Annotated in this window: 23 protein-coding genes, 1 tRNA gene, 2 pseudogenes and 1 riboswitch; of the genes and pseudogenes, 11 read left to right on the forward strand and 15 right to left on the reverse strand. The window is 47.5% G+C overall.

The window, feature by feature from the left end:
* Positions 1–11 precede the first annotated feature (11 nt).
* Complete coding sequence (locus MARGE09_RS20450) at positions 12–914, reverse strand: LytTR family DNA-binding domain-containing protein (protein WP_236984992.1); 903 nt, start codon at positions 912–914, stop codon at positions 12–14.
* 251 nt (positions 915–1,165) lie between these two features.
* Between MARGE09_RS20450 and MARGE09_RS20455 the strand changes: the two genes are divergently transcribed.
* Positions 1,166–3,580 (forward strand): TonB-dependent receptor, encoded by a 2,415-nt coding sequence (locus tag MARGE09_RS20455; RefSeq protein WP_236984994.1) that lies wholly within the window; start codon positions 1,166–1,168, stop codon positions 3,578–3,580.
* 50 nt (positions 3,581–3,630) lie between these two features.
* Here the strand turns inward: MARGE09_RS20455 and MARGE09_RS20460 are convergent, their stop codons facing one another.
* From MARGE09_RS20460 to gcvT, 6 genes are all read right to left on the reverse strand, one after another.
* Positions 3,631–4,092 carry a hypothetical protein gene (locus MARGE09_RS20460; protein ID WP_236984995.1) on the reverse strand — a complete coding sequence of 154 codons (462 nt, stop codon included), beginning with the start codon at positions 4,090–4,092 and terminating at the stop codon, positions 3,631–3,633.
* A gap of 19 nt (positions 4,093–4,111) precedes the next feature.
* A complete protein-coding gene (locus tag MARGE09_RS20465) occupies positions 4,112–4,996 on the reverse strand; it encodes a lipid kinase (protein WP_236984997.1) in 885 nt (294 codons plus the stop codon).
* A 13-nt stretch (positions 4,997–5,009) separates the two neighbouring features.
* Positions 5,010–5,789 carry a DUF1206 domain-containing protein gene (locus tag MARGE09_RS20470; RefSeq protein ID WP_236984999.1) on the reverse strand — a complete coding sequence of 260 codons (780 nt, stop codon included), beginning with the start codon at positions 5,787–5,789 and terminating at the stop codon, positions 5,010–5,012.
* Positions 5,790–5,974: 185 nt separating this feature from the next.
* Positions 5,975–6,655: a phosphatase PAP2 family protein gene (locus tag MARGE09_RS20475; RefSeq protein ID WP_236985000.1), complete on the reverse strand. Its 681-nt coding sequence runs from the start codon at positions 6,653–6,655 to the stop codon at positions 5,975–5,977.
* Between the two features lie 262 nt (positions 6,656–6,917).
* Positions 6,918–7,304 (reverse strand): glycine cleavage system protein GcvH, encoded by a 387-nt coding sequence (gcvH, locus tag MARGE09_RS20480; RefSeq protein WP_236985002.1) that lies wholly within the window; start codon positions 7,302–7,304, stop codon positions 6,918–6,920.
* Between the two features lie 87 nt (positions 7,305–7,391).
* Positions 7,392–8,486 (reverse strand): glycine cleavage system aminomethyltransferase GcvT, encoded by a 1,095-nt coding sequence (gcvT, locus tag MARGE09_RS20485; protein ID WP_236985003.1) that lies wholly within the window; start codon positions 8,484–8,486, stop codon positions 7,392–7,394.
* 290 nt (positions 8,487–8,776) lie between these two features.
* On the opposite strand from gcvT, the gene MARGE09_RS20490 reads away from it, so the two are divergent.
* Together MARGE09_RS20490 and MARGE09_RS20495 are read left to right on the forward strand one after the other, a co-directional pair.
* The gene (locus tag MARGE09_RS20490; protein WP_236985004.1) at positions 8,777–10,210 is read left to right on the forward strand and encodes a putative glycoside hydrolase; all 1,434 of its coding nucleotides are present in this window, start codon (positions 8,777–8,779) and stop codon (positions 10,208–10,210) included.
* 285 nt (positions 10,211–10,495) lie between these two features.
* Positions 10,496–11,350: a HEAT repeat domain-containing protein gene (locus MARGE09_RS20495; protein ID WP_236985006.1), complete on the forward strand. Its 855-nt coding sequence runs from the start codon at positions 10,496–10,498 to the stop codon at positions 11,348–11,350.
* 132 nt (positions 11,351–11,482) lie between these two features.
* On the opposite strand, the gene coaD is transcribed toward MARGE09_RS20495, so the two are convergent.
* Both coaD and rsmD read right to left on the reverse strand, forming a co-directional pair.
* Positions 11,483–11,977 carry a pantetheine-phosphate adenylyltransferase gene (coaD, locus tag MARGE09_RS20500; RefSeq protein WP_236985008.1) on the reverse strand — a complete coding sequence of 165 codons (495 nt, stop codon included), beginning with the start codon at positions 11,975–11,977 and terminating at the stop codon, positions 11,483–11,485.
* 86 nt (positions 11,978–12,063) lie between these two features.
* Entirely contained in the window at positions 12,064–12,756 is a 693-nt protein-coding gene (gene rsmD, locus MARGE09_RS20505; RefSeq protein ID WP_236985010.1) for a 16S rRNA (guanine(966)-N(2))-methyltransferase RsmD, read from the reverse strand.
* Between the two features lie 272 nt (positions 12,757–13,028).
* On the opposite strand from rsmD, the gene ftsY reads away from it, so the two are divergent.
* From ftsY to ftsX, 3 genes are read left to right on the forward strand one after another with little or no spacing between them, the layout of a single operon-like run.
* Positions 13,029–14,165, forward strand: coding sequence for a signal recognition particle-docking protein FtsY (ftsY, locus tag MARGE09_RS20510; protein WP_236985012.1), 1,137 nt, complete (start codon positions 13,029–13,031; stop codon positions 14,163–14,165).
* Positions 14,166–14,220: 55 nt separating this feature from the next.
* Positions 14,221–14,889, forward strand: a complete 669-nt coding sequence (ftsE, locus tag MARGE09_RS20515) for a cell division ATP-binding protein FtsE (RefSeq protein WP_236985014.1) — start codon at positions 14,221–14,223, stop codon at positions 14,887–14,889.
* Positions 14,886–15,920: a permease-like cell division protein FtsX gene (gene ftsX / locus MARGE09_RS20520; protein ID WP_236985015.1), complete on the forward strand. Its 1,035-nt coding sequence runs from the start codon at positions 14,886–14,888 to the stop codon at positions 15,918–15,920. Before ftsE ends, ftsX begins: the two co-directional genes overlap by 4 nt.
* A gap of 237 nt (positions 15,921–16,157) precedes the next feature.
* Here ftsX and MARGE09_RS20525 read toward each other — a convergent pair whose 3' ends face one another.
* The 6 genes and pseudogenes from MARGE09_RS20525 to mutY all read right to left on the reverse strand — a co-directional run bounded on the left by MARGE09_RS20525 (position 16,158) and on the right by mutY (position 20,491).
* Entirely contained in the window at positions 16,158–17,018 is an 861-nt protein-coding gene (locus MARGE09_RS20525; RefSeq protein ID WP_236985017.1) for a hypothetical protein, read from the reverse strand.
* Between the two features lie 168 nt (positions 17,019–17,186).
* A tRNA-Phe gene (locus MARGE09_RS20530) sits at positions 17,187–17,262 on the reverse strand.
* 75 nt (positions 17,263–17,337) lie between these two features.
* Positions 17,338–17,640, reverse strand: coding sequence for an oxidative damage protection protein (locus MARGE09_RS20535; RefSeq protein WP_236985019.1), 303 nt, complete (start codon positions 17,638–17,640; stop codon positions 17,338–17,340).
* Positions 17,641–17,699: 59 nt separating this feature from the next.
* Positions 17,700–18,674 carry a glycosyltransferase family 2 protein gene (locus tag MARGE09_RS20540; RefSeq protein WP_236985020.1) on the reverse strand — a complete coding sequence of 325 codons (975 nt, stop codon included), beginning with the start codon at positions 18,672–18,674 and terminating at the stop codon, positions 17,700–17,702.
* A gap of 63 nt (positions 18,675–18,737) precedes the next feature.
* Positions 18,738–18,890, reverse strand: a pseudogene (locus tag MARGE09_RS21780) (LbetaH domain-containing protein); the annotation flags it as partial.
* Between the two features lie 488 nt (positions 18,891–19,378).
* On the reverse strand, positions 19,379–20,491 hold the full coding sequence (mutY, locus tag MARGE09_RS20550; RefSeq protein ID WP_236985021.1) for an A/G-specific adenine glycosylase: 1,113 nt from the start codon (positions 20,489–20,491) through the stop codon (positions 19,379–19,381).
* Positions 20,492–20,598: 107 nt separating this feature from the next.
* On the opposite strand from mutY, the gene MARGE09_RS20555 reads away from it, so the two are divergent.
* The 5 genes and pseudogenes from MARGE09_RS20555 to MARGE09_RS20575 all read left to right on the forward strand — a co-directional run.
* Positions 20,599–21,504 carry a VanZ family protein gene (locus MARGE09_RS20555; RefSeq protein WP_236985023.1) on the forward strand — a complete coding sequence of 302 codons (906 nt, stop codon included), beginning with the start codon at positions 20,599–20,601 and terminating at the stop codon, positions 21,502–21,504.
* Between the two features lie 135 nt (positions 21,505–21,639).
* Positions 21,640–22,020: a hypothetical protein gene (locus tag MARGE09_RS20560; protein ID WP_236985024.1), complete on the forward strand. Its 381-nt coding sequence runs from the start codon at positions 21,640–21,642 to the stop codon at positions 22,018–22,020.
* Between the two features lie 314 nt (positions 22,021–22,334).
* Positions 22,335–22,434: riboswitch (guanidine-I (ykkC/yxkD leader) on the forward strand.
* Positions 22,435–22,499: 65 nt separating this feature from the next.
* The gene (locus tag MARGE09_RS20565) at positions 22,500–23,474 is read left to right on the forward strand and encodes a putative urea ABC transporter substrate-binding protein (protein ID WP_236985026.1); all 975 of its coding nucleotides are present in this window, start codon (positions 22,500–22,502) and stop codon (positions 23,472–23,474) included.
* A gap of 10 nt (positions 23,475–23,484) precedes the next feature.
* The gene (locus MARGE09_RS20570) at positions 23,485–24,573 is read left to right on the forward strand and encodes an ISAs1 family transposase (RefSeq protein ID WP_236984682.1); all 1,089 of its coding nucleotides are present in this window, start codon (positions 23,485–23,487) and stop codon (positions 24,571–24,573) included.
* A 19-nt stretch (positions 24,574–24,592) separates the two neighbouring features.
* Positions 24,593–24,730, forward strand: a pseudogene (locus MARGE09_RS20575) (putative urea ABC transporter substrate-binding protein); the annotation flags it as partial.
* Positions 24,731–24,762 lie beyond the last annotated feature (32 nt).

The following is a 24,762-nucleotide window of genomic DNA, read 5'->3' on the forward strand; positions in this document are numbered from 1 at the left end:
CTAAGCCGCACTTAGGGCCGCACTAAACTTAGAGGTCTTTCTTGCTTTAGCTGCCGCGCCGCGCTACCGAAACACTCTTTTACCTCTTTACGCTTACTGCGGCTAATAGGTACCTGTAAACCAGTCGCCATCAAACAAGTTGCCGTATCACCAGCTATGTGGATTTTTTCTACATGCGCTTTAGCTACCCAGTGGGAGCGGTGTACCAATATGCCCTGTTCCGCAAATGCCTCCACATAATGTTTTAGGCTGCCTAAAATTAATGCTTTGCCAAGCAACGTATGCACATTCAGATAATGTAAGTCCGAGGATATCGCCACCACATCACTGCCAATAACTTCAGGCAGGCGGCTATATAAATCCTCAATCACTTGTCGGCGCTGCTCGGCTTTTTCGCTTTCCTCGTTTTCCTCGCTTGTTGGGTCATTCGGGTCATCTGGCGGCACATCGCCATTTAGCAGCCTTGGCTTGTTAAAGAATAAGGGAATATTCACGGCATACCAGCTCAACAATAACACCGGCAGCACCTCAATAAACTCCACCAATACTCCTTGCCACCAGCCTGTAGCTGCCCACTGATCCAACCAACCGTCATCCGCCACCGCAGGAAACAGTGCATCCAGCGCTAAATACAAAGGCGCCGAAATTATCGCGCCGTTAACCCCGGTTAATGTCACCCCCCAAAAAACGGGCAATACTGTTTTGGACCAACCGCGTAATAAATAACTCGCCAGTAAAATCGCGCCTAAGCCAACCCCAATATGCAACCCCCAAAATATGAAGCGCATCGCCCAATTTAAGCCCGCCGAGATTTCCGGCTTCATCACAGTAAAAAGCCCAGCCAATAACCCGCACGTTAGCAGTAAGCTGGTGCGAATCGGAGCAACGCCTAACACGGTTCCATTAATCAGCACTGTCCTTTCCTCGTCTGTGAAATGTGCGCCCCATTATTCGCTTTTTACCCAACAAACCAAGTGCCATTGCATAAACAGCACTTAATTTTCATCAACGGCACCAGCCGCCAAGGGCCTACCACAACGCGGCATGAAGGCCTTTGATACAAAATCTAGCGGGTTAATACAATCGAGGATTCATCCTCGCCAAGCAATACGTATAGTCCGCCCACATCAACATTCCCTTTTATTAATAGGTTGAGGACATCACCATGTTATTCCGTTTTACACGATTAAAATGCGCAGTGTGCACTCACTTCTTTGCGATGGTTTTACTCGCATTAGCCGCGCCCCCCAGTTTGGCCGCAACGGGTAAATTGCTGCTAAAGCTGCGCGATGCCACCACTCAGCGTCCAATCGAGAATAGCCAAGTCACCCTCGCCCCCCGCGAAGGCCAACCGCAAATAGCTATTGCCAACACGCTCGGCGAAGCTGCCTTTGAAGGCTTGCCTGCGGGCCTTTACTCTTTAGAAGTACAAGATCCGCGCTATCAAACCTTGCGCTTGCCGATCGTGCGTATTACCCACAATAAAACGACACCTATCACGCTGCCCTTAATCGCCAACAAAAATAGCATCGAAGAAGTACTTGTAGTGGGTACTGCCATTATCGGCGACAACCTTAAGTCGGCCGGTACTAGCCAAATGAATCGCGAAGCCCTGCGCAGCGCAGCCGGCAGTGGTAGCGATGTACTGCGCGCACTCGACGGCCTACCGGGGTTATTCTCTGATGGCGAATATTCCAGCTATAGCGTGCGCGGCAATGGCCCGCGCGATAACCTCATTACCGTTGACGGCATTCCCTTCGCCAATGTTGTGCATTTTAGCGATAGCTTTGGCGAGCAAGAGGAGATAGAAGGCGGTGGTCGCTATTCTATTTTTGCCCCTAATATTATTAACAGCGCTAAATTCCAGCCCGGAGGCTGGAGCTCGGCATACGGCGGCCGCGCTGGCTCATTACTTGAACTGGAAGTTGCCCAAGGTAACCCCGAAACCGCCTCGTACACCACTCGCCTAGACCTTGCAGGGGTAGAGGTAGGGTACGACGGGCCAATGGGAATAGATGGCAGCTCGATCTTGTTTTCAGCACGGCAACTCAACTTTGGCCGCTTGTTTGAAACCATCGGCATGGAGGATGTCGGCACCCCCAAGCTAACCGATATTATTGTCAAAACGCATTCCCAGCTCGGCGATGACGATAGCCTTAATTTTTTAATCATCCACGCACCAGAGGAATATCAGCGCGATATCGATAACGTATTAGCCTCAGACGAAGATGACCCAGGTAATTACGAAGATGTCGAAATTGTCGATAGCGAATCCAATAACACACTGCTGGCTGCCACTTGGTCACGCCTAGTGGGCAGCACTGCTGAACTGACTAGCCAAGTTTACTACCGCAACTACGCCGAAAACTCGACCTCCGGCGAGGCTTATCCCGACCTTGTACCCGAAGGCACTGCCGCTAGCGAGATTCCACAGCGCGCCAATATCATTACGTCTCACCGTGACGAAACCGAACTTGGTTTTCGCCTCGATTTTGCTACCGACAACGCCCTAGGGCGCCTCACCACTGGTGCCCGCGTTAGCCAGCTTGACCTCGATTTTGGCTTGTCGCTGGACGATAACTGGATACGCTACAGCTTCGATCAAAATGACTATCGCCCAGACCCAAACCAGCAATACATCGAATTAACGCCAGAAGCCGTCGACAACCTCTACCAAAACAAAGCAACACAATATGCACTTTACGCCGACCAAGAATGGCGCTGGGGGAGTGTCGACTGGCGAGCCGGAGCCCGCTTCGACAAAGATAACTTTTCAGACCAAAACTTATGGTCACCGCGCCTTGCCAGCACTTGGCACGCCGGTGCGAAAACACGGGTTACCATGACGGCTGGCCGCTACTACCAAGCACCGCGCTTTAGCGACCGCGCCAGCGATGCTAGCAATAGCCATTTAGAAAACGAAATTGTCGACCAAGTTAGCTTGGGCCTGCAATACAACCTTAACGAAAACATGGATGTTTTTATCGAAACCTATTACCAAGACTTGTCCAAGCTTATTACGACACAAGATGGCGTGAATCAAACTCTCGCCAATACCGGCCAAGGCGAGTCTTACGGTGTAGATACAGCCATTAGCCGACACTTTTCTAAAGGTTGGTCCGCCAGCTTTACCTATTCTTATAACCATGCACAAGTAAAAGACCAAGCAGATGCCGACTTCTACGATGCCGATTTTAGCCGGCCACATGCTGCTAGTATCGGTGGCGTGTGGGAAATTAATAGTCGCTGGAAATTATCAGGAAGATGGAAATGGGCCTCTGGTAAAGCTACCGATAGTTTTATTATTCACGAAAATGTACTCGGCGACGGCAACCCCTACCGCTACAGTAAAGAAATTACAGCGACGAATACCGAACGCTACGATAGTTTTAATGCACTGAATTTTCGGGTGGATTATCAACGCGCATTCGGCCGCCTTAACGTGATTGCCTTTTTAGACGTGATTAATGCATTAGGCGCAGAAAACCCAAGCTCTTCAGAATTTAATGAACGCACAGGTAAGGATGTAATTGAGGCAGGCGAATCCATTCCGCTTATTGGCTTACGCTTTACTTGGTAAGCACTTAAAGGCATAGTTAAAAACAATAGATAGAACCAAAGCAGTAAATGTTAAACCTCAACTTTACGGTATTGTTCGCACAGCAAACTTAAATACAAGCGTGCAAAGCGGTGACTCTTATAAATTGCCTTAAAAAGTCGCGAGTCACTTTGCGCGTTTTCAATGGTTAAAAGCTGCTTGTAAGTGGCTTTTAATTCGCGCTCTTGCTGTAGGCATTGCTCTAGCACCTGTGCCACCGCATTTTCCGAAAGGTTTGCGAAAACATGCTGCAAAGCCAAGCGAAATGATTCTTTGTCATCGTCCGCCGCTGGCGGCAAGTTGCCAGTACGACGAATAGCTTCCGCCAGAGCTTTCAACAAAGCCACTCGCTCGAGCGATAATTCTTTAAATATTTTCGCAACTTCATGCTCACGTAAAAACTCAGCGCTATCGGAATATTGATCAACGCTTTCCTCTAGCGCAACAAAAACATCATGTAAAATAACATCGGCATCACTACGAATAATATTCATGTCACCTCCTCCCCTTGACTTATGAGGGCACCATTACCGATAGTGCCTGAGGCACCACCTTAAAGGTTGCTGGCGTGTAAGATACAAATTCACCATCGGCATGTATTTCCTTAGCGCCATGCGTTGCCACCTCAATGCGTTTACCGCGACAAATAAATGTTTGCGGGTTAGAGGCGTGCTGGCCATAACGAAGTAAGGGCGCATGTAAAAGTAAATCGAGAAGGCTTTGCGGTTTTAAGCTGTACACACTCAGCGCGCCATTATCAATCATGCAATCTTCGTCAACAATATTACCACCACCATAAAAGCGGCCATTACCTACCCCAAGGTGAATCGATTTTATTTTATGCTCTTTGCCATCAACTTTAAGTTTTAACCGAAAGTGCTTTGCTTTTACAACTGAACAAAAAAGTGCTTTTAAGTACCCCAAAACGCCCCAACTCTTTTTGACTTCTGGGGTTAATTCGTGGGTAACATCAACCCCTAAACCAATATTGGCGACATTAAAAAAATAACTGCCATTTACCCAACCTAAATCAATAGCTTTCAAACGGCCTGTTAGTATTGTTTCAAAAGCCGCATCGATATCTGTCGGGATATCCAGCGAGCGCGCCAAATCATTGGCCGTACCCAAAGGCAATATCGCAAAAGCCGATTTAGTCTCGAGCAAACATTTAGCGACCGAACTTACCGTACCATCGCCCCCCGCTAAAATGATTAGATCTACGGACGTATGGTATAAAAAAATAGCTTCACAGCTTTTTTCCATACTGACAGAAACAACTTCAGTGACCTTGATACCGGCTTGCTCTAAGCGCGAAACACCACGTGCTATATCCGCCGAGTTACCACTGCGGCTAGCAGGGTTAATAATTAATAGAATGTGTTTAAATTCGTTACTCATACATTTAAAACCATTAAGCATGTATTCGTCGGTAAAAGCCTTCCAATACGCTATAACAACCAAAAGCGCACAAACCAACCGCCATTGCACTTAAAAGCCATGCGCCGGCATAGTTTTGCGAAAGCAATGTAAATACGTCGTCTATACCCTTCATATTGTTTTTTTGTGTTGCCAAGGCAGATTGCAAAAATAACACGCCTAAAATAATCCACGCGGCCCCTCTCGCGAGCAAGCCGATACGGCACAAAGGGATAACCCAAATGCGCTGGGCAGTGGGCACATCCATGTACTTATCAAAGCGTGCCTTCCAGCCTTTAAAAATATGCGCCGTGCCAACCGCTAATAAAATAACGCCGACCCCAGCCAAAAAAACTAAGCTTTCCTCAGAGCTTAGCCATTCTCCTAGATTGTTGTTATCGTTTGACGATGCGCCTAAAATTAACTTAATTGCCCAAATCGTCAATAATGTATGGGAGATTGCACTTGCCAATAGCCCCGCTCGAATAGCCAAGGCTTTAACATTCATTCCGTGGTTATCCGTATCGGCAATAGCTTGAAATGCACGCCAACCGACATACCCCATTAAACCTATAATTAATACAGCCAAATAAATTTGGCCAAAAGGTTGCGACAATAATATTTCTATAGCGCCTTTGCTATTTGTCGTTTTCCCACCTAAACCCAACGCGGCCATCAATGCCAAGCCACCAATCATTAAGTACATTAACCCGCGCGACCCGTAGCCTAATTTAGCAAGCTTTTCCCAGTGTTTTTTCGCAATTGCTTTTATCATGACTTACCTTTTATTAACCAAACCGGTCGAGCACCAATCACTCCTCCATGAAAAAATTCGCGCGTCGACAAATACTTTAGGGCTTCGCTAAAAATAGTAATTTTTTTGTGAGAGCAAGGAAGCACCGCCCAGAGAGCCGCAATTTACTTAATGTAAATGAGGACTCGAGGACGGAGCTGACGCAGCTATCGCGGAAAAAGTGCATTTTTAGAGGCGCCCTTTACAGCCAATAACGATACCTGAACCCACAGCACACCAAGAATCCAACCAGCCAATACATCGGTAGGCCAATGCACGCCCAAATAAACACGGCTAAATCCAATTAAAATAATAACGATACTTAAGGACAACACCGCATTAATACGGCGTCGCTTTAGTGCAATAGAGGCTCTGGCCAATAGCGCCACAGCATAATAAATAGCTGCCGACATCATGGCGTGAGCGCTGGGGAAACTCAGGGAATAAACTTGTGTACCGTGCGATACTAAATCGGGACGCGGGCGCGCAATAATATGCTTTAAACCAAAACTTAATAACAAACCACCAATAGCCACTAACGCAATAAACGCCATAGCACGGTAATCGCCGCCCATCCATAAATATGACAATACAAAAAGCGTTAACACACTTAAAAGCGGCACACCACCTAGCGCCGTAATATCACGCGCGCACTCTTCTAACCACACAGGTCCAATCGGGGACGATAAATCGTTAGCATCGCGCATCGCCAACAACAGCATTTTATCTAATGCTAAGCTATCGCCAGCCATTACCCATTCCGTTAACAATACCACGGCCAATAGCATGGCTAACCCTAACGCTATAAGGATGACTTTATCGCTGTCGTGCTGGGAAAGTTTATTCATGCGTATTACCGCTATGCCTTTGAATTAATTTATTCCGTATTATCCATAGCGTTGGTGCATTTCCCGTGCCACCGGCTAAAAAGCCCTAAAAACCGTATAAGCATTAAATCGCGCGGCAATAGCTACAATAAAACAGCAGGCATTTTGTAAAGCTTACAAAATGTAAAAAACCTTTGAACCTGCAGGCATAAAAAAAGGAGCGCCCAATGGGCGCTCCTTTTAGAAAGGTTCTGGTAGAAAGGTTCTGGCTAAAAAGCAGGTCTTACTCGCCAATAGCCTCTTGGTAAGCTTCGGCATCCAACGCGTTGTCTAGCTCTTCTAATTCGGTGGGCTGCACCTTAAAAAACCAGCCGTCGTCATAAGGCGAGCCATTAACAGTTTCCGGGGCATCTTCTAAAGCGGCGTTAACAGCAATCACTTCACCACTGATGGGTGAATAAATATCGCTTGCGGCCTTCACAGATTCAACAACGCCCGCCTCAGAGCCTGCGGTAACTTCAGCGCCCACTTCAGGCACCTCAACAAACACAACATCGCCCAGCGCGGCTTGCGCGTGATCTGTAATGCCAACGGTTACAGTGCCGTCTGCTTCTACGCGAGCCCACTCATGGCTCTCTAGGTATTTCAATTCCGCGCGAACTTCGCTCATGGGGTTATCCTCACAATTGATCAAAATTATTGGGCGACATTGTATGTGTTAGTGCGGGCTTAAACCAGTGGCCCAGCGCAACACGCATTACACCAATGCTTTACCGTGGCGAACAAAATTCGGCTTAACAACTTCCACCGGTACGCTTTTACCGCGGATAAGCACTTCGGCCGCTGTAAGCTCCCCCACAGGCACCCGCGCAATAGCAATAGAGACACCCAAGCTAGGCGAGAATGTTCCGCTGGTAATAACACCTGTTATGTCCGAATGCGGTACAACCACTTCGTAACCATCGCGCAATACACCTCGGCTGCGCATTACTAAGCCCACTAGCTTGAATTTTATACCCTCGGCTTTTTCCTGCTCTATAACGTTGCGGCCAACAAAGTCGCGGCTGCTTGGCTCCCACGCAATGGTCCAGCCCATATTGGCAACCAGCGGCGAGGTATCGTCGTTCATTTCGTGGCCGTAAAGGTTCATGCCTGCCTCTAACCGCAAAGTATCACGCGCGCCCAAACCACAAGGTTTTACCCCGACATCGGCTAACTGCTGCCAAAAATCGCAGACTTGATCGGCAGGAACCATAATCTCGAAGCCATCTTCGCCGGTATAACCTGTACGCGCGGCAAACCATTCGCTGCGCTCGCCACTTAATGCAACCCCGTAAAAAACGCCCAAAGCTTGCAAAGCCTCGGCATCTGGCGCCAGCACTTCACTCACTTTTTGCCGCGCTTGCGGCCCTTGTACGGCCACCATTGCTAGCTCTGGGCGCTCGATCACTTGCACAGCGTATTTTTGCGCTTGCTGATTAATCCATGCTAGGTCTTTTTCACGGGTAGCGCAGTTAACCACTAAGCGATAGCCCAAGGGCATCAGGTACACAATTAAATCATCGATCACGCCGCCGGTTTCATTGAGCATACCGGTATACAGCGCCTTGCCTTGCTCGGTTAACTTCGCGACATCATTCGCCAATAAGTAACGTAAAAACTCCTGCGCCTGCTCGCCGTGTACATCAACCACCGTCATGTGTGATACATCAAACATGCCGGCATCAGTACGCACAGCGTTGTGCTCTTCGATTTGCGATCCATAGTTGACCGGCATCCACCAGCCCCCAAAATCAACCATTTTGCCACCCATCGTAGGGTGCAGCTCTGCCAGCGGCGTTTTATTCAGCATTGAGAAGTCCGTAGGAAGTGGAGAAAGGCGCTATTGTAGCGGCATGTGCTGGCGGGGTCAGTAGTTATGAGAGTCCGAACCCGCAAGCGCTATTAGTCTAAATCGCGAATTTGTCCGCACTTCTTGCTGCAAGCCCACACCCCCAACCGCAAGCCTCCCTGTATGCTAAGAGAAAACTGCTTAGAGTCTTCCCCATGCTACCTTTTCGCCGTCCCGCCTTGTTTTCGCTTTGCTGCTCCGTACTACTATTAACCGCCTGCACCGGCAGCGATACACCACGGTCCAGCAGCATGGCCGCTAGCTCCTCTAGCGCAGTGGTATCAAGCATAAGCAGCCAACAAGTACAAAGCTCAAGCGCGCCCAGTGCATTTCTAAACGCTGGCGCTGATATCACAGCGAGCAATAGCCAGCTTGTGCGGTTAACCGCCCAAACCAATGAAGATAGCGAGGTGCAATGGCATCAAGTAGCTGGCCCCAGTGTAAGCTGGCTGCAGCAAAATGGAGTACAAGCCGTATTAATCACCCCAGATATAACTACCACCGAAACCCTCACCCTTGAGGCAACAGTTAATGGGCTAGTTGATACAGTCAGCATTAGCGTTCAGCCCTGCAATGCCAACATCAGCGAAGACATGATATTTGAAGAGTGCACAGCGCCGGGTTTTGGCGCTTGGGTGTCTTATGAATCTGGCCCCGCCACTGGCCCGTTTTTCCACCAAGATGGCCAAGGCGATTACCACGTGCAATGGCAATCCGTGGATACAGGCGATGCCGAACACAACCAAGCAATAGAAATTAGCTGGAACGCTAACGACCCAGACAATACAAAAGCGGTTAGAGGTTGGTTCGGTTTAGCAATGCCCGGCATAGCCGCTACCCAAGGCGCTGATTTAACTGATTACGCCAATGGTGAGCTCACATTCGATATGCGCATGGTGTACCACGAACAACCCAGTAATGCCGCGGGCTTTATTGTAAAAATGGAATGCATCCACCCGTGTAGCAGCGCCGAAATGCCCATTGCCAATAGCGCGTCTTTCGAATGGCAAACACACCGCTACCCTGTTAGCCAATTGCGCGCCACCGGCTTAGATATTACCCAAGTTAACCATGCCTTTGTGATTCAGCCCGATTGGTTTAACCAAGAGCAAAACGTCACCATTCAAATCGATAATATTAAATTATCCCCTACAGTCGAACGACCCCCGGTTGCTGAAGGCTGCATTGCCGCCGGTAACGTTAGTTATACACTAAGCCGCGAGGCCAACCCCAGCGCAGACCAACAAGAAGCCTACAACTTAATTACTGCGGCAATGGACGAAGCGGTTAAAAATTACAATTGCTATAGCAATTTAAGCCGCCACCTCAGCGTGCAATATAACCCTAGCGTGCAAACCGCCGATGGCAGTACTAATGGCAATATTCGCTTTGGCTCACGCGCATCAATGCACCCGGTTACTGCCATGCATGAAATCGCCCACACTTTTGGTGCAGGTGGTTCAAATACCTTTAGAAACTTGGTTGTCGACGGCATATTCCAAGGCCAAAACGCCACTGCCAAAATACGAGAAATTACCGGCGACAATACAGACGTCATCAACTCTGACGGCACCCACTTCTGGCCCTACGGTTTGAACTACATTAGCGAAGGCGGCAGCCAGCAAGATTTAATTAACCACTGCTTAATGGTAGAAGCGATTTATTTGGATTTAGTGGGGCAGTAAATATTCGCCCTGTACCCAAAGCCCATGCATCAAAAATGAGCAACACTCAACAATAAAAGAGTTTTGCAGTGACAAATTCAACTCGGAAGTGCAAGATTCGCCCGCGTGATTATTTTAAATTGCATCACGTACGGACGAATCGTTAATAATTAGGAACCTCAATGTATACACTAAAAAATCAAATTCGAACTCTCTTACTCACAAGCCTTGGTGTTGCTGCACTAACAGTGCTGCGCACCCTCTACGTATAAAGTGTCAGCACCTGCTGCGTCTGAAATTCAATATATGAGTTTTAACGAAGGCAAAGAAGCCGGTATAGCTTTAGAAGATAAGCGCGCAGAATCAGATAAAATTTTTAGTTCCGGTATTCTTAAAGCTGGGTTACTGTTTGAAGACACTCCCATTGACCCAGTGAGCTACCTAGAAAAATTTACCTATGCAGAGCTTGAAAGCCGCGGTATTAAATTTGACGATAACCGCGAGAAAATGGCTGTTAGCATTAACAAACTATTTATGAAAAATCACCGCTCTAGCGCTTATTCCCCTTTTGTTACCATGACGCACCTCAGTGCAGATTTAAAAACAGATAATGGATCTGAGCGCATTGTGGTTTTTATTAAGCGCGGCAAAGTGCCCGTATGGAGTTTTGACGAAATCATTGAGCCCACACTCAACGAACCTTTATCACTTTTAGTCAAAGAGTTTTCTGCCAAAATTAATCAACACTTATATCAGCACAAAATTACTGATGCCGATGTAACCACTCTAGTTAACAGTATAAAATCAGCCAGCGATCAAAATGCAAATTACGAAAAAGTTTATGCATTAGGTTTTGGCAATAATAAAACAGCCATTCCTGCACTCGTTGAGTTCAGCAAAAGCGAAGACGAATACGTAAGATTAGCTGCAATTTCTTCGCTGGGTGTTCTGAAAGCTGTAGATCAATTTGATTACCTTAAAGGCATCGTAATCGATGGTAAACTTTGGCAAGACCGTGCAATGGCGCTAAAAGCTATTGGAGACTTCGGTACCGCACAAAGCAAAGCATTCTTAGAAGCAGCAAAATCAAAACCAGACACCGTAGAAAACGCAAAAGAGCGCGAGTGGAGCGGAGCTTTAATTGGTTTGTATCTTGATTAAATAAAACCTTTCGCCCGGCGCTTAATATGCCGGGCGAAAACTGCCCACACTATCGCTTTGAATACAAAAGACAGCACACAACTTAAGCGGCATAATTACAAAAGCCCGTCACCCCAACTTCTCAGCAAGCCTTTACTTTTTAAACTTACCTCGCAACGCCTCTTCCACTGCAGGCACGACAAACTTATGCACATCGCCATCTAAAGAGGCAATTTCTTTTACTAGCGATGAAGAAATAAACGATAGGTGCTCCGCCGGTGTTAGAAATAGGCTTTCCATTTCTGGTTCTAGGGCGCGGTTCATGTTGGCGAGTTGGAATTCGTATTCGAAATCCGATACCGCGCGAATGCCACGCACCACGCCACAAGCACCATGCTCTTTAACCACTTGTGTTAATAGGCAGTCAAAACCACACACTTCAATATTGTTGTATTTAGTCAGCACTTGTCGACACAAATCTACCCGCTCGTCCATGGTGAATAAGGGCTTTTTGCGCGGGCTAGCCGCAACGGCTATAACCACTTTATCAAACAATTTACTGGCGCGGCCCACCAAGTCGATATGGCCGTTAGTAATAGGGTCGAAGGTGCCGGGGTAAACAACAATTGAGGGGCGGCCTTGTGCCATGATGTGCTCCATTAATGATGGGTGGCGCGAAGGGCTCGGCCGAAAAAGTGGATTGTAACGGTTGTAGGCAAGGGAGTCAGGCTTTGTTAGCTCGCAGGCATTGCATTGCCGCGCCGATAAAGCGCAAATGTGACTTGCCCCGCCTGCTTGCTGCGGTGTAGCTGCCAGCTGCCCGGTGTACCAAGGGCATAACCTTTAGGTGTTTCGATATAAATCCAAGCATCCGCACTTAGCCAACCATTTTCTTCAAGCTTATTCAGCACATCGGGCCATAAATCAAGCGCAAATGGAGGGTCGATAAACACAATATCAAATTGCTCGGTAGCCGGTATTGCCAGCCATTGTTCGGCCTTAGTGCCAAAAATTTTGCACTGGCTGGCCCCCAGCAAACTGGCATTGTCCTGCAAATGCTGATTAGCCGTGCGGTTGGGTTCCAACATTACCGCGCTGGCGGCCCCGCGCGATAGCGCCTCGAACCCCAGTGCACCGCTGCCACTAAAGGCATCTAGGCAGCGGCTGCCGTGTACTACCGGCATCAGCCAGTTAAACGCCGTTTCGCGAATGCGGTTACCGGTTGGCCTTAAGCCGTCAACTTCTGGGAAACGCAATACACGGCCACGCCATTGCCCAGCAATTATTTTAACGTTGGTAGCGCCCACTTGGCTGTTGGCTTGCGGCTTGTGGGCTTTAGGTCGGTTGCGCGAGGTCACAAAGTACTCTTGTATGGATGAATGATGAAACCAAGGAAAGCCGTGCAGTATATAAGCATCTGCCCGCATTAGGCAGTGAAGCCCAGCATTTAACAAACGCAAAGCGATTATGCAGCAGCAAAAGGAGGAGTTTTGAGCGGCTGGCTGTTTTTTTCACCAGGAATGATTTTTTTAGCCAGCAAGTGCGTGGGAGCCTCTTAATTCTGGGGTGGAGGTGGTACGATTACGCCCAAATTTTACGCGCTCGCACCGCCTGAGCAGACACCGCCCTTTTGAGCGATTTTGCCTGATTGCGTGTTAGCCCCCTTTCTATTGAACACAGCTTTCGAAGTTAATAGCCCATGTTTTTTAATCGCAACAAAAACCAAGACAAACCCGATACCGCCAAAGAAGAAGACACCGGCGAGAAAAAAGGCATTTTTGGCTTTTTTAATCGCAGCGCCGCCGAAGAAGCCCCATTAGACGAGTCAACAGAGCCAGAAAACGCAACAGCCGAACCCGAAAAGCCCGCCAACCTAGCCCAGTCGGTAGACAAACCCAAACCTAAAGGCTGGTTTGCTCGCTTTAAAAGCGGGCTATCGCGTACCAGCAGCCAATTCGCCGAAGGCTTGGGCAACCTATTACTTGGTAAAAAGGTTATTGATGATGAGCTGCTCGAAGAACTAGAAACCCAACTGCTAGTCGCCGATGTAGGTGTTGATGCTACCACCGAAATTATTGACCAACTCACCGATAGCGTCGAGCGCAATCAGCTGGCCGACTCCGAAGCCCTATACGAAGCCCTGCAAGCCAAGCTGCTCGATATGGTTAAGCCCGTAGAACAACCGCTGGTGATCGATACTGCCAAAAAGCCTTACGTGATTTTAGTGGTCGGTGTTAATGGTGTAGGCAAAACAACAACCATCGGCAAGCTGGCCTATCAACTGCGCCAAGAAGGCAAAAGCGTAATGCTAGCGGCCGGCGATACCTTTCGCGCCGCTGCGGTGGAACAACTCCAAGTGTGGGGCGAGCGCAACGATATTCACGTAGTCGCGCAACATACCGGCGCCGATAGCGCGAGCGTTATATACGACGCGGTAGCCTCTGCCTCTGCCAAGCAACTGGACGTTGTAATTTGCGATACCGCTGGGCGCCTTCACAATAAAGGCCATTTAATGGATGAGCTTGCAAAAGTGAAACGCGTTATCGGCAAAAGCGATGCTACCGCACCACACGAAGTTTTACTCGTACTGGATGCCGGCACAGGCCAAAACGCGGTGAGCCAAGCCGAGCACTTTCAAAAGGTGGCAGGCGTTACCGGCCTAGCACTCACAAAATTAGACGGCACCGCTAAGGGCGGCGTTATTTTTGCGCTCAGCCAAAAATTTGGCCTACCAGTACGCTTTATTGGTGTAGGCGAAGCCATCGAAGACTTACAACCCTTTAGGGCAAAAGCCTTTGTCGATGCCCTATTTAATCGCCCTGGGGGCGATGCTTAATGGGGTAGCTGTTTTTGCTGCTTGAGAGTAAACACCGTAAGGAACACCGCTCCGTATGATCGAATTTCACGATGTTTGTAAGCGCTACGCCACAGGGCAAGAGGCGCTCAATAAAGTTAGCTTTACGGTAGAAGAACAAGAAATTGTTTTTTTAACCGGGCACTCAGGGGCCGGTAAAAGCACCCTGATGAAGCTAATCATGTTGATGGAAAAACCGACCAGCGGGCAGGTGATGATCGGCGGGCGTAACCTGGGGCGCTTAGGCAAAAGCCACATTCCTTACCACCGCCGGCAGGTTGGCGTCGTTTTCCAAAACCATCAATTATTATTTGATCGTACGGTGTTTGATAACGTCGCTTTACCGCTGCAAATTTGCGGCATTCACCACCGCGAAGTAGCGCGCCGCGTAAGGGCATCGCTCGACAAAGTGGGCTTATTAAATAAAGAAACCGCTTACCCTGTTTCGCTTTCTGGCGGCGAACAACAGCGCGTAGGCATTGCCCGCGCCGTAGTGAATAAACCCCCACTGTTATTGGCCGATGAGCCAACAGGTAATTTGGACCCCGAACTAAGCGCCGAAATTATGGAGCTGTTTCGCCAGTTTAGCGAAGTCGGCGTAACCGTGATGATTGCAAGCCACGATGTGGAATTAATTAAACGCATGCATCGCCGCGTGCTTACGCTTGAAGGTGGGCAATTAATTCATGATGGAGTCGTGTGGTGAGCCGTAAAATAAAACCCAGCGCAACTAAAAATGCCAACCATAAATCGGCCACACTAAAACCCGAGGCCGCACCTTCGCGCGGTGCCGTACACAGCCAAAATTCAGCAGGGCAAAAATTTAAATCGTGGCGGCAACATCATGTAATTTCTGCTAAAACAAGCTTAATGCGCCTGCTCGGCATGCCATTACAAACCATTATGACATCGCTCGTGGTAGCCATTGCCCTGGCCCTACCCACAACGTTATTTATTGCCATTAACAATGTACAAACCTTGGGCGACAGCTGGGATGCCAACCCTAAAATTTCGGTTTACTTACATTTGCGTGCTCGCGAAGCTGCCATTAAAGGCTTAGAAAAAGAATTGACGCAGCGCACCGATATTAAAAGCGTTGAATATATTTCACCAGCCGAAGCACTGGCCGGCTTCCAAGATATGGCCGGCTTTGGTAATGCACTTGATATGCTAGAACAAAACCCGCTACCACCAACATTAGTCGTAACCCCCACGGCCGCCGCCAGCTCGCCCGCTTTATTGGCCGCACTGGGCGATTCCATTCGCAAAAATAGCTTGGTCGAATCCGTTGATATGGATATGGACTGGGTACGCCGCTTGCGCGAAATTATGGTACTGGGCAAAAAAATCGTCACCATTCTTGCCAGTTTGTTAGGTTTGGGGGTTTTATTAGCGTTAGGCAACAGTATTCGCCTAGCCATCGAAAACCGCCGCGACGAAATAATTATTGTGAAATTAGTAGGCGGCACTAACGGCTTTGTACGCCGGCCGTTTTTATATACCGGTGCTTGGTACGGTTTTTTTGGCGGCACATTAGCGGTGCTACTAGTATCCCTCGGCCATCAATCCCTCGCCGGCTCCGTCGCCAGCCTAGCCGCCGCTTATCAAAGTGGCTTTGTGTTAAAAGGTTTAACGTTTATGGATAATTTTTCGCTATTGGCCGCGAGCACATTTTTAGGATTGTTTTCTGCTTGGTTGGCAGTAGGTAAGCATTTGAGTGAGATAGAGCCTAGGTAAATAAGAGCTACTCTCTACGACTGACTTTTAGCCTATATATTTTGATACGTGGCTTACCCTCTAAGCTAAAAGCCGCTAAAGAATTGCAATTTTATAGTTTTTTACCTCTTACATTCGAATATATTGCCTATGAGATGGATTATCTCATAGGAGCTGAGGGGGATAAGGCAAGCCGCTTTGAGGGGCGCGCCCCAAACTATGGCCCCAATAACTTTATTATGGATAAGTTTAGCGCGCTTAATCCTGCTTTGGCTTTTCAGCCACTTCGTTGTTCACAACATATGGCTCCACACTAGGGGTTACATCAGGTAAATTTTTCAAAGCAGACTTAGCATATTTTTTTAACTTTCCACGCTTTAGACTTGCTTCGAGAGATTCAAGAAAAGAACGATAGCGTGGGTTTTTACTGGCACCTATATATTTACATAACCACGCTAAAGCATCGGTCATCAACTTATCTTTAGTATTTTTTTCAGACCATATCTTTTGCGCAGCAGCATCCAGTAAAGACTCGTTGAAATCAGCATTATTGTAGAGCTTTCTCGCAACTTCTCTTATCGCCATTGCATCATTACTTTCAAGTATTGCTGAAGAGGAGAAAGCTACATCATCCCCCCTGATATTCAGAAATACCCATTTCATGATTGGACGACCGAAAGCTTTAGATATTTTTTCAAGTCGTGCACATGTGCCTATTGCAACCGACGAATTAAGAGCACGCTCATCCGAACGAACCAATTGACCATTATCAAAGATAGAAACTCGGTACTTCGCATTTGAGTGCGGCCTAAGCGCACCAAACCGCCACACATTCCCGTTAACTTCAACAAGATCAACCTGTACAAATCGACCAGTAGTAGTGTTTGCTTTTTCACCTAAAAACTCAATCTCAAGACCAAAATCGTTTGCAGAGCTAACGAGTGAAGCCTGAAGCTCTTCTAACATTGAGCACTCACTCTCGACCTTGGCGAATGCTGCACCAGCTAAAAAACTCGGCGGTTTAAAAAGGACTCGAGCATTCTCGGCCGCCTCTTCACCGGAAAAGCCGAAAGAGGAAAACAATAAAAAGCATAAAAAAACAACTGTATGACGACGCACTTGATATATCCTTAAAAGTTATTGATGCATAAGCTTACTTTAAAGCCAAAAGTAAAAACTATTTCAGTTGCGCTCTTGGGTTATTAAGGATTGCGCGAAGGCTTACATGGGCTGATAACGAAAGGCACAAAAAAAGCCCCAACACTTCTGTTGGGGCTTTTAGAATAATGGTGCCCGGTCGCGGAATCGAACCACGGACACGGGGATTTTCAATCCCCTGCTCTACCGACTGAGCTAACCGGGCGTTTCGGGGTTGCCCCGAAAGAGGCGCGTATTAAACCTGTATCTCTTAGTGGAGTCAAGCAACTTTTTAGGGTTTTTAATTACTTTTAGGAGTATCTGTAACCGTCGACTTAGATTCCGGCACATAGCCCTCGATGACATCTAACTCTGCGCCAGTAAAGAACTTTTCCATTTGCTCGCCAAGGTATTTGCGGCTGCTGGCGTCGAACAAGCTTAGGTGCTTTTCGTTGATTAACCGCGTTTGGTGGGCTAGCCACTCCTGCCAAGCTTGGGCCGATACATTATCGTAGATATCTTGCCCTTTGGCGCCCGGTAGCGGGGCCAAATCTAGGCCTGGAAGGTCTTGCTGGTACTTTTTGCAGAATACGGTGCGGGTCATGTGAAATACCAAATAAGGGGCTGACAAGGCGGCGAGCAAGCTGTTGCCGCCTGATATGACTACTGTTTGCCTTTGGGGCTAAGAAACAAGCTGTTACGCGCGTAATCCAACAGCAGGTGCGGTGGATCGTTGCTTTCTTTGCGCTGTATGGCAGCCCTTAGTTTGAAAATAGAAAGGCCGATAACAGTGATAAGGTCTGTCAGCGCAAAATAAAGGTAGCCATGATTTTTGATGTAGTAGTGCCGCCTTGAATTAAACCAGTACTGCGGTCGACGCTTAATGGCTTTTTTGCCACTACTAATACCGGTAGATGCACCGGCAATATGATAAATTTTACTAGCGGGGTTAACCCAACGTTCGATGTTGTTTTGGTTGGCTCGAAAACACAAGTCCACCTCCTCGAAGTAGAGGAAAAAGGTTTCATCAAAACCATTTAGCCGGTCAAATGCCTGCGCCGTGACCAGAAAAGATGCGCCTGTCAGCCAATCGGCTTGGTGCGGCTCGGTTTGGACGGGTATAGCAATTTTTCCATTCGCGAATATGCGATCCACAACCCCTAAGCGCAAACTGGCACACAGCTCACTAACGGCGCTCGGAAAGCGAAAACCACTGGACCTAGGGTTTCCAGATTTATCCTCCAGCTGACTACACACAAAACCTGCACGGCTGTTCTGCTCTAGGAATTCAACAAGCTTAGGCCGCGTTTCAGGGAAAACTAGGGTATCTGGGTTGAGGAACCAATAGTATTTAGGGTTAAGGCTTTTCGCCGCTGCAACACCCGCATTACACCCAGCGCCAAAACCTAAATTTTTAGTTTGCGGCAACAGGGTAATTTGCGCCGATAAGCTGTTATCTTCTATGTATTTTTTGACCGCCCCAACAGTATTATCACTCGATAAATTATCAACAATAATTAAATGTGCCTGTGACTTTGGCGTTAGCTGATCTTTCACAGAGGCGAGGAAGTCTTCGATAAAGTCTTCGCAATTGTAAGTCACTGTAATAATGGCGGATTCTACGGCTGAGTTCGTCATGAGTACTCTTTAGTTTTGAGTGTGCTGATCGGCGGATTCAGAAGACTGGGGCGGCTGCAAGGTCTTGATAACTTTAGCCGGTACGCCCCCTACTACGGTATAGGGTGCAACATCTTTTGTAACAACAGCATTTGCCCCAATCATCGCGCCATCGCCAATGGTAATATTGCCGACAATAACGGCGCCGGTACCTATTTCTACCGCGTTACCAATGATCGGCTTAGCGTTTAGATCTTTGCGATCAGCAAGGCCAATGGTGGTGTTTTGGCGCAAGTGAACATCGTTACCAATCTCGCGAGCCCCTAAAATCATGCCGCCATGGTGCCATATACGCACACGGCGCCCAACTTTTACCGTGTAGTCTAGCTTTATACCCCAAAACCAATTGATCCAGTGGTAGCAAACTTTATAAAGAATTGAAAAGGGAATACGCAAAATTCGACTACGAATCCCCATTCGCCAATTGCCAAATCGGTGAGTCCAAATTGCCCACAAACCCAACTCTATAAGGCTGCGCTCGTGAGTGTTGTAATCTTCCTTTAGCAGCGAAAATAAAGAGATGCCTGCTGGATTTAGGTTCTTATCCCCACGATTAAGCGGAGGCGCTAGGGGCTTTGTAGAGTTAATGGTATTCGTCACAGAGTTATCCACTCGTATTATTGCCACTGGTTAAAACGGGCACTTATCTATTTTACAGGCACAAATTACGCCTTTATCTTACCCAATAATTTCTTCACTGGTGCGGCAAGGCCAACACTGGCCGGTTGGCTTGGGTTATACCAAAGCTCGGCGCGTTGCTCTAGCGGCGCAGTGTAAGTAGCCGCGGCCTCTTGAACAAGGTTTAGCGGCTTTAGGCTTTGTGCAACAGGGGTAATATCCAGATGATAATGGCTAAAGGTGTGGCGCACAGTGGGGTGAACTACGGCCGCCCCCTGCAGCTTCGCCTTCGGCCAGCGCTGCTTAATGCGTTTGGGCAATGTGTCGATATCATCGAATTCCGGCAAACTCCAAAGCCCCCCCCAAATACCTGAACTTGGGCGCTCCTCTAGTAGCGTGAGGTTATCGCTTTGCAACAGCAACATATAGGTATGCTTTACAGGCAGTGTCTTTTTGGGCTTTTTACCAGGGTAACTGGCCCAGCTATTGTCTTTATAAGCTTGGCAGCTTGTCGCTAGTGGGCATTGGGTACATTTAGGTTTGCTGCGGGTGCAAATGGTTGCACCTAAATCCATCATCACTTGAGTGTATGCGCGGTTATCTTGCTTGCTCGCCTTTTTTGGCGCCAGCGCTTCGGCTATGGCCCATAATGCATTCGCAGTGGCCGTTTGCCCCGGCCAGCCTTCAATCGCGTAATGTCGCGCCAGCACACGCTTCACATTACCATCCAAAATAGCCGCCGGCTTTTGGAAAGCCAAGCTGACTATGGCACCAGCTGTAGAGCGACCAATGCCCGGCAGTGTTGTTAGCTCATCCACAGTGCTGGGGAATTCGCCTGCAAAGTTTTGGCAAACGGCATTAGCGGCTTTGTGTAAATTGCGCGCCCGTGCGTAGTAGCCCAAGCCAGTCCACAAGTGCAATACGTGATCAATAGGTGCCGCCGCTAGCGCTTGCACATTCGGGTAGTGGCCAATAAAGCGCTCGAAATAAGGGATAACCGTATCAACCTGCGTTTGCTGTAACATTATTTCAGACAACCAAACTTTGTAAGGCGATATATCCTGCTGCCAAGGCAAATGCTTGCGGCCATTTACGGCATACCACGCCAACGCGCGGTTAACAAAACTTTTGGCTTGGGAGTGGTGAATGGCTATTGTCATAATTACAGCTGGCAGTGGCACAATACGTAAGGCAGGCTATGGTAATGGTTCACACCCAAATAAGCACCCCGCTATCCGCTCGAGCAAGTAATTAATGGAATACCCTAGTGCGAACTAAAACATGGTATTTGCTAGGCCTACTGGCGATGCTTCTGCTTCCCTTACTGGTTAAATTACCGGCTTACTCGCCAACGTGGCAAGCTTTAAACGATACCGCCCATTCGGTGCTTTTTTTACTGCTGTGTATAGGTTTTGCGGCATTTTATAAGCTGCCCGGCCAACACATAATTACAACTCGCAGCTGGCAGCTTTTGTGGGCCGCACTACTAAGCGGCGGTGTGGGCATTGAGGTGCTGCAGTCGTTTATCGGCCGATCTGCCAGCGTGTATGATGTTTTTTTGGATAGCATCGGCATTGGTGTTGGCTCACTACTGTACTGCGCCTGGCAGCAAAAGCGAGCATCGTTAGCCGCCATTGCCTGCGCATTAATGATGTTTGCCTTTATTAATCCATTGTGGGTCAGCTACCATTCGCACCTGCTCCACAAGCAGCTCCCTATAGTGTGTAACTTTGATGGCCCTTGCCCATGGGCGCTGGGGTTTAACCAAGGGCGCTTCAAAACACTCAAACCCCATATGCCAAAAAATTCACTGTGGCCTAACAACAACTCTGAATTTGGCCTCTTAAACTACCCTGCAGCGCCTTATCCTGGCATAGGTATACAAAATGCTTTTGCCAGCTGGGCAGGCTATAAAGAGCTATGCGCAGAACTCTATTGGCCCTATTTATTCGACAGCCAAATAGGCATCCATATTCACGATGCCAACTTCCCCCATAAAAGCGACAAATTCGACAGCACGGCAGCGCTAAAACCCGGCGCAAACACCGTATGTATTTCTTTAGAGGTTGTGGCAAAAAACGTTGATTTAACAGCCGCTAAAACACTCATTTACTACAAACCAGCGCCCAAAGATGCTGGCGAGCTGTATTTGGATAATATTCGGCTACGGTAATGGCAACTGTAAAATCACGTTAAATATGATGCTCTAGAATTGAATAAGCCAACAGTAGCGTGCCACTATGGTGCCATACATTGCGCACATTCGTGCGCTGCTAAATTAATTTCTAAAATATAGGTATTACACAACATGAATATTACTGTTAAAAATTCTGTCCTTTCGCTCAGCATCGCGGCTGTATTTACCATCTGTACCGGCTGCTCCAAACAAGAAGCACCAGAAGATAATAGAATGTTAGATAACGTGAGCGAAACAACACAGCAAACTTTAGATAACATTAAAGAGAGCTCAACCGAGGTTGTCGAAGCAGCAAAAGAAAGCCTTGATGAAGGCATAGATAAAACAAAAAAAGTTGCTAGCGATATTAAAAATAAAACCGAAGCGGGCATCGAAAGCGCAAAAGAGGCCGCAAGTGATGTAGCCGATGCAACACAAGAGGGCTATGAAGATACAACAGATAAAGCCGAAGAACTTAAGGAAGACGGCAAGGCGCTGTTAAACAAATTCTAAGCCCAAAAAAGTACAGCAATAGCGCACATCCAGTTACACCCAGCTAAAGTGGGGAGTGCGCTAAGCCGCTACTACCGAAGCACCTCGGTTAAAAAATAAAAGCAGCACAATAGTGCAGGCATCAATAAATAGCCTAAGCCTTGCACCCTTTGTGAACGTAAAGCAAAGTGATATTTCGCTAGCCTTCTGTAATGGGGTTCATTAAACTTCTGTTTATTAAGGCATTAATGCAATTCAGTAGAATCTGGTACGCATACTGCTTTAGTTCTGTTATTCGTACCCTTGTATCTCAAAGTCGAATACAACAATTTGAATCAATAGAGCGCTAGGGTTCCGGCTGCTATGGCAGCGCTGGTCCGAGAGCACTCAACCTTGAAGTTTAAGGTTACACGGCGGGATAAAAGCCCGGGAGAACCAGATGGCGATATTGCCAGGGTACTCCATGTCCAAGTGTAAACTAAAACTGAAAGGTGTCCACCATGAAACGATTATCCCTCCTGCTTTTTGTTCTACTTTTTTCGAGTAATACCTTTGCTGCCGATAAATTTAAAATCTGCTGGTCCATCTATGTAGGCTGGATGCCGTGGGCCTATGGCGCCGAGACTGGCATTGTTAAAAAGTGGGCCGATAAATACGACATCGAAATTGATGTGGTGCAAATTAATGACTACGTCGAATCCATTAACCAATACACCACCGGCGGTTTTGATGCCTGCACCATGACCAATATGGATGCGCTAACTATTCCTGCAGCTGGCGGCGTGGATAGCACGGCACTGGTTGTTGGCGACTTTTCCAACGGCAACGATGGTGTCGTGTTAAAAGGTAAAACCAAACTTAAGGAAATAAAAGGCCAAACGGTCAATTTGGTAGAACTTAGCGTGTCCCATTACTTGCTCGCCCGCGCATTAGATACTGTAGGTATGAGTGAAGCAGACATTAAAGTGATGAACACCTCCGATGCCGATATGGTAGCGGTTTACGGCACCAAAGATGTCACGGCTGTATCCACCTGGAACCCACTACTCAGCGAAATAACCAGCATGCCTAAAAGCACTAAGGTTTTCGATTCGTCACAAATTCCCGGTGAAATTATTGACTTATTAGTGGTGAATACCAAAACGCTAAAAGCCAACCCTAAATTGGGTAAAGCTTTAGTCGGTGCTTGGTACGAAATTATGGGCTTAATGGCCGCCGACGATAAAAGTGGTATTGCTGCGCGCACCTACATGGCACAAGCTTCTGGCACCGACTTAGCCGGTTACGATGCGCAGCTTGCCAGCACCAAAATGTTTTACACCCCCGAGCAAGCACTGGAGTTAACTAACAGCAAAGCCTTACTTAATACCATGAAAAGCGTGGCAGAATTTTCGTTCGATCACGGGTTGCTAGCAGGGCCCCCTAGTAATAATCAACCGCATTGTCTAAGATTTGCTCGTTTTTATAACCTTTAGCGAGAATTGAGTGACCTTAGACGAATGTACGGCTCATATTACTGATCCGAGACAAGATAAAAACAAGAAATACGCGTTATCGAGCCTCCTGCTGATCATATTTTCCTCAACCATCAGTGGATATGACACCCCAGAAGCTATGGTTGAATTTGCCAAGCTAAAGCATGAATGGCTCCAGCGTTTTGTCACTTTAGACTCAATACCTTGTGTTGAAACGCTACGTTTTTTCATTTGCTCAATAAATACAGAGGAGTTAATAAAAGGCTTCGAAGCATTCATTCAAGAGGCAGGTGAAGGGGATATTATTTCGATTGACGGCAAGACTATGAGAGGTACAAGGCATAGCGCTCTAGATACCATTCACATGGTAAGTGCTTGGTCAAAAAAACAAGGGGTAACGTTGACGGCGCTAAAAACTAAAGACAAATCAAATGAAATACAAACGATTCCTTTGGTGCTTGATCTAATCGATATTAACGGTGCCATTGTTACAACGGATGCAATGGGCTGCCAAGTAAAAATAGCCGATAAAATTCGCAGTGGGGGAGGCGATTATGTACTTCAACTAAAAGACAACCAAAAGGCGTTACGTGCTGAGATAGAAGCGTATTACCACAAATTAAGACGCGAAGACTTTGCCAACACAACCCATGATACCTATGAAGAAGTCGATAAAGGTCATGGTCGAATTGAGCAAAGAAAAACGCATCATGTAGAAATTAGCGGCTGGGTTAATTCAGCGAGAAAATGGTGTGATGCTAATTCACTGATTCGTGTCGAACGCAATACAATAAAAGGCGAAAAAGAGTCATCAGAAGTTTCTTGGTATTTAAGCTCTTTGGCGGTTGACGCGCAACGCGGCGCCGATGCAGTTCGAAGTCACTGGGGAGTTGAAAATAATTTACACTGGCAACTCGATGTTACCTTCAAAGAGGATGAATGTAGGCTCGCATCTGGAGCGGCGGCAATGGCTGTTATAAAAAGGTTTTGCATGAATTTGCTAAAGGTTAACGATACGAGTAAGCGCAGATTAAAACACCGAGTCATGGCCTCCGCTATTGATGATGACTATAGGGCAAAAATTCTACTGTCTGTCTAATTATTGCTAGGAGGCCCTGGGGTTGCTAGGCGATGGCGCACCGGATGCTGGCTTTATTGGTATTGAAATGCCTGCAGGCACTTACGGCAGTAAGAGCAATGTGAAATTCCGCTTTGATCCTACGTACATGCAAATGGCTGCTGACGGCACCTTGTAAACCACGCCGCCCCACACGCATTGTGCGGGGCA

This window comes from Marinagarivorans cellulosilyticus (assembly GCF_021655555.1).
Taxonomy (GTDB): domain Bacteria; phylum Pseudomonadota; class Gammaproteobacteria; order Pseudomonadales; family Cellvibrionaceae; genus Marinagarivorans; species Marinagarivorans cellulosilyticus.

What these genes read in the sequence shown, in the direction of transcription:
- MARGE09_RS20455 (WP_236984994.1), top strand. Translation starts at nt 1,166, where the DNA reads ATGTTATTCCGTTTTACACGATTAAAATGCGCAGTGTGCACTCACTTC.
- MARGE09_RS20460 (WP_236984995.1), bottom strand. Translation starts at nt 4,092, where the DNA reads ATGAATATTATTCGTAGTGATGCCGATGTTATTTTACATGATGTTTTT.
- MARGE09_RS20465 (WP_236984997.1), bottom strand. Translation starts at nt 4,996, where the DNA reads ATGAGTAACGAATTTAAACACATTCTATTAATTATTAACCCTGCTAGC.
- MARGE09_RS20470 (WP_236984999.1), bottom strand. Translation starts at nt 5,789, where the DNA reads ATGATAAAAGCAATTGCGAAAAAACACTGGGAAAAGCTTGCTAAATTA.
- MARGE09_RS20475 (WP_236985000.1), bottom strand. Translation starts at nt 6,655, where the DNA reads ATGAATAAACTTTCCCAGCACGACAGCGATAAAGTCATCCTTATAGCG.
- gcvH (WP_236985002.1), bottom strand. Translation starts at nt 7,304, where the DNA reads ATGAGCGAAGTTCGCGCGGAATTGAAATACCTAGAGAGCCATGAGTGG.
- gcvT (WP_236985003.1), bottom strand. Translation starts at nt 8,486, where the DNA reads ATGCTGAATAAAACGCCGCTGGCAGAGCTGCACCCTACGATGGGTGGC.
- MARGE09_RS20490 (WP_236985004.1), top strand. Translation starts at nt 8,777, where the DNA reads ATGGCCGCTAGCTCCTCTAGCGCAGTGGTATCAAGCATAAGCAGCCAA.
- MARGE09_RS20495 (WP_236985006.1), top strand. Translation starts at nt 10,496, where the DNA reads ATGAGTTTTAACGAAGGCAAAGAAGCCGGTATAGCTTTAGAAGATAAG.
- coaD (WP_236985008.1), bottom strand. Translation starts at nt 11,977, where the DNA reads ATGGCACAAGGCCGCCCCTCAATTGTTGTTTACCCCGGCACCTTCGAC.
- rsmD (WP_236985010.1), bottom strand. Translation starts at nt 12,756, where the DNA reads ATGCGGGCAGATGCTTATATACTGCACGGCTTTCCTTGGTTTCATCAT.
- ftsY (WP_236985012.1), top strand. Translation starts at nt 13,029, where the DNA reads ATGTTTTTTAATCGCAACAAAAACCAAGACAAACCCGATACCGCCAAA.
- ftsE (WP_236985014.1), top strand. Translation starts at nt 14,221, where the DNA reads ATGATCGAATTTCACGATGTTTGTAAGCGCTACGCCACAGGGCAAGAG.
- MARGE09_RS20535 (WP_236985019.1), bottom strand. Translation starts at nt 17,640, where the DNA reads ATGACCCGCACCGTATTCTGCAAAAAGTACCAGCAAGACCTTCCAGGC.
- MARGE09_RS20540 (WP_236985020.1), bottom strand. Translation starts at nt 18,674, where the DNA reads ATGACGAACTCAGCCGTAGAATCCGCCATTATTACAGTGACTTACAAT.
- mutY (WP_236985021.1), bottom strand. Translation starts at nt 20,491, where the DNA reads ATGACAATAGCCATTCACCACTCCCAAGCCAAAAGTTTTGTTAACCGC.
- MARGE09_RS20560 (WP_236985024.1), top strand. Translation starts at nt 21,640, where the DNA reads ATGAATATTACTGTTAAAAATTCTGTCCTTTCGCTCAGCATCGCGGCT.
- MARGE09_RS20565 (WP_236985026.1), top strand. Translation starts at nt 22,500, where the DNA reads ATGAAACGATTATCCCTCCTGCTTTTTGTTCTACTTTTTTCGAGTAAT.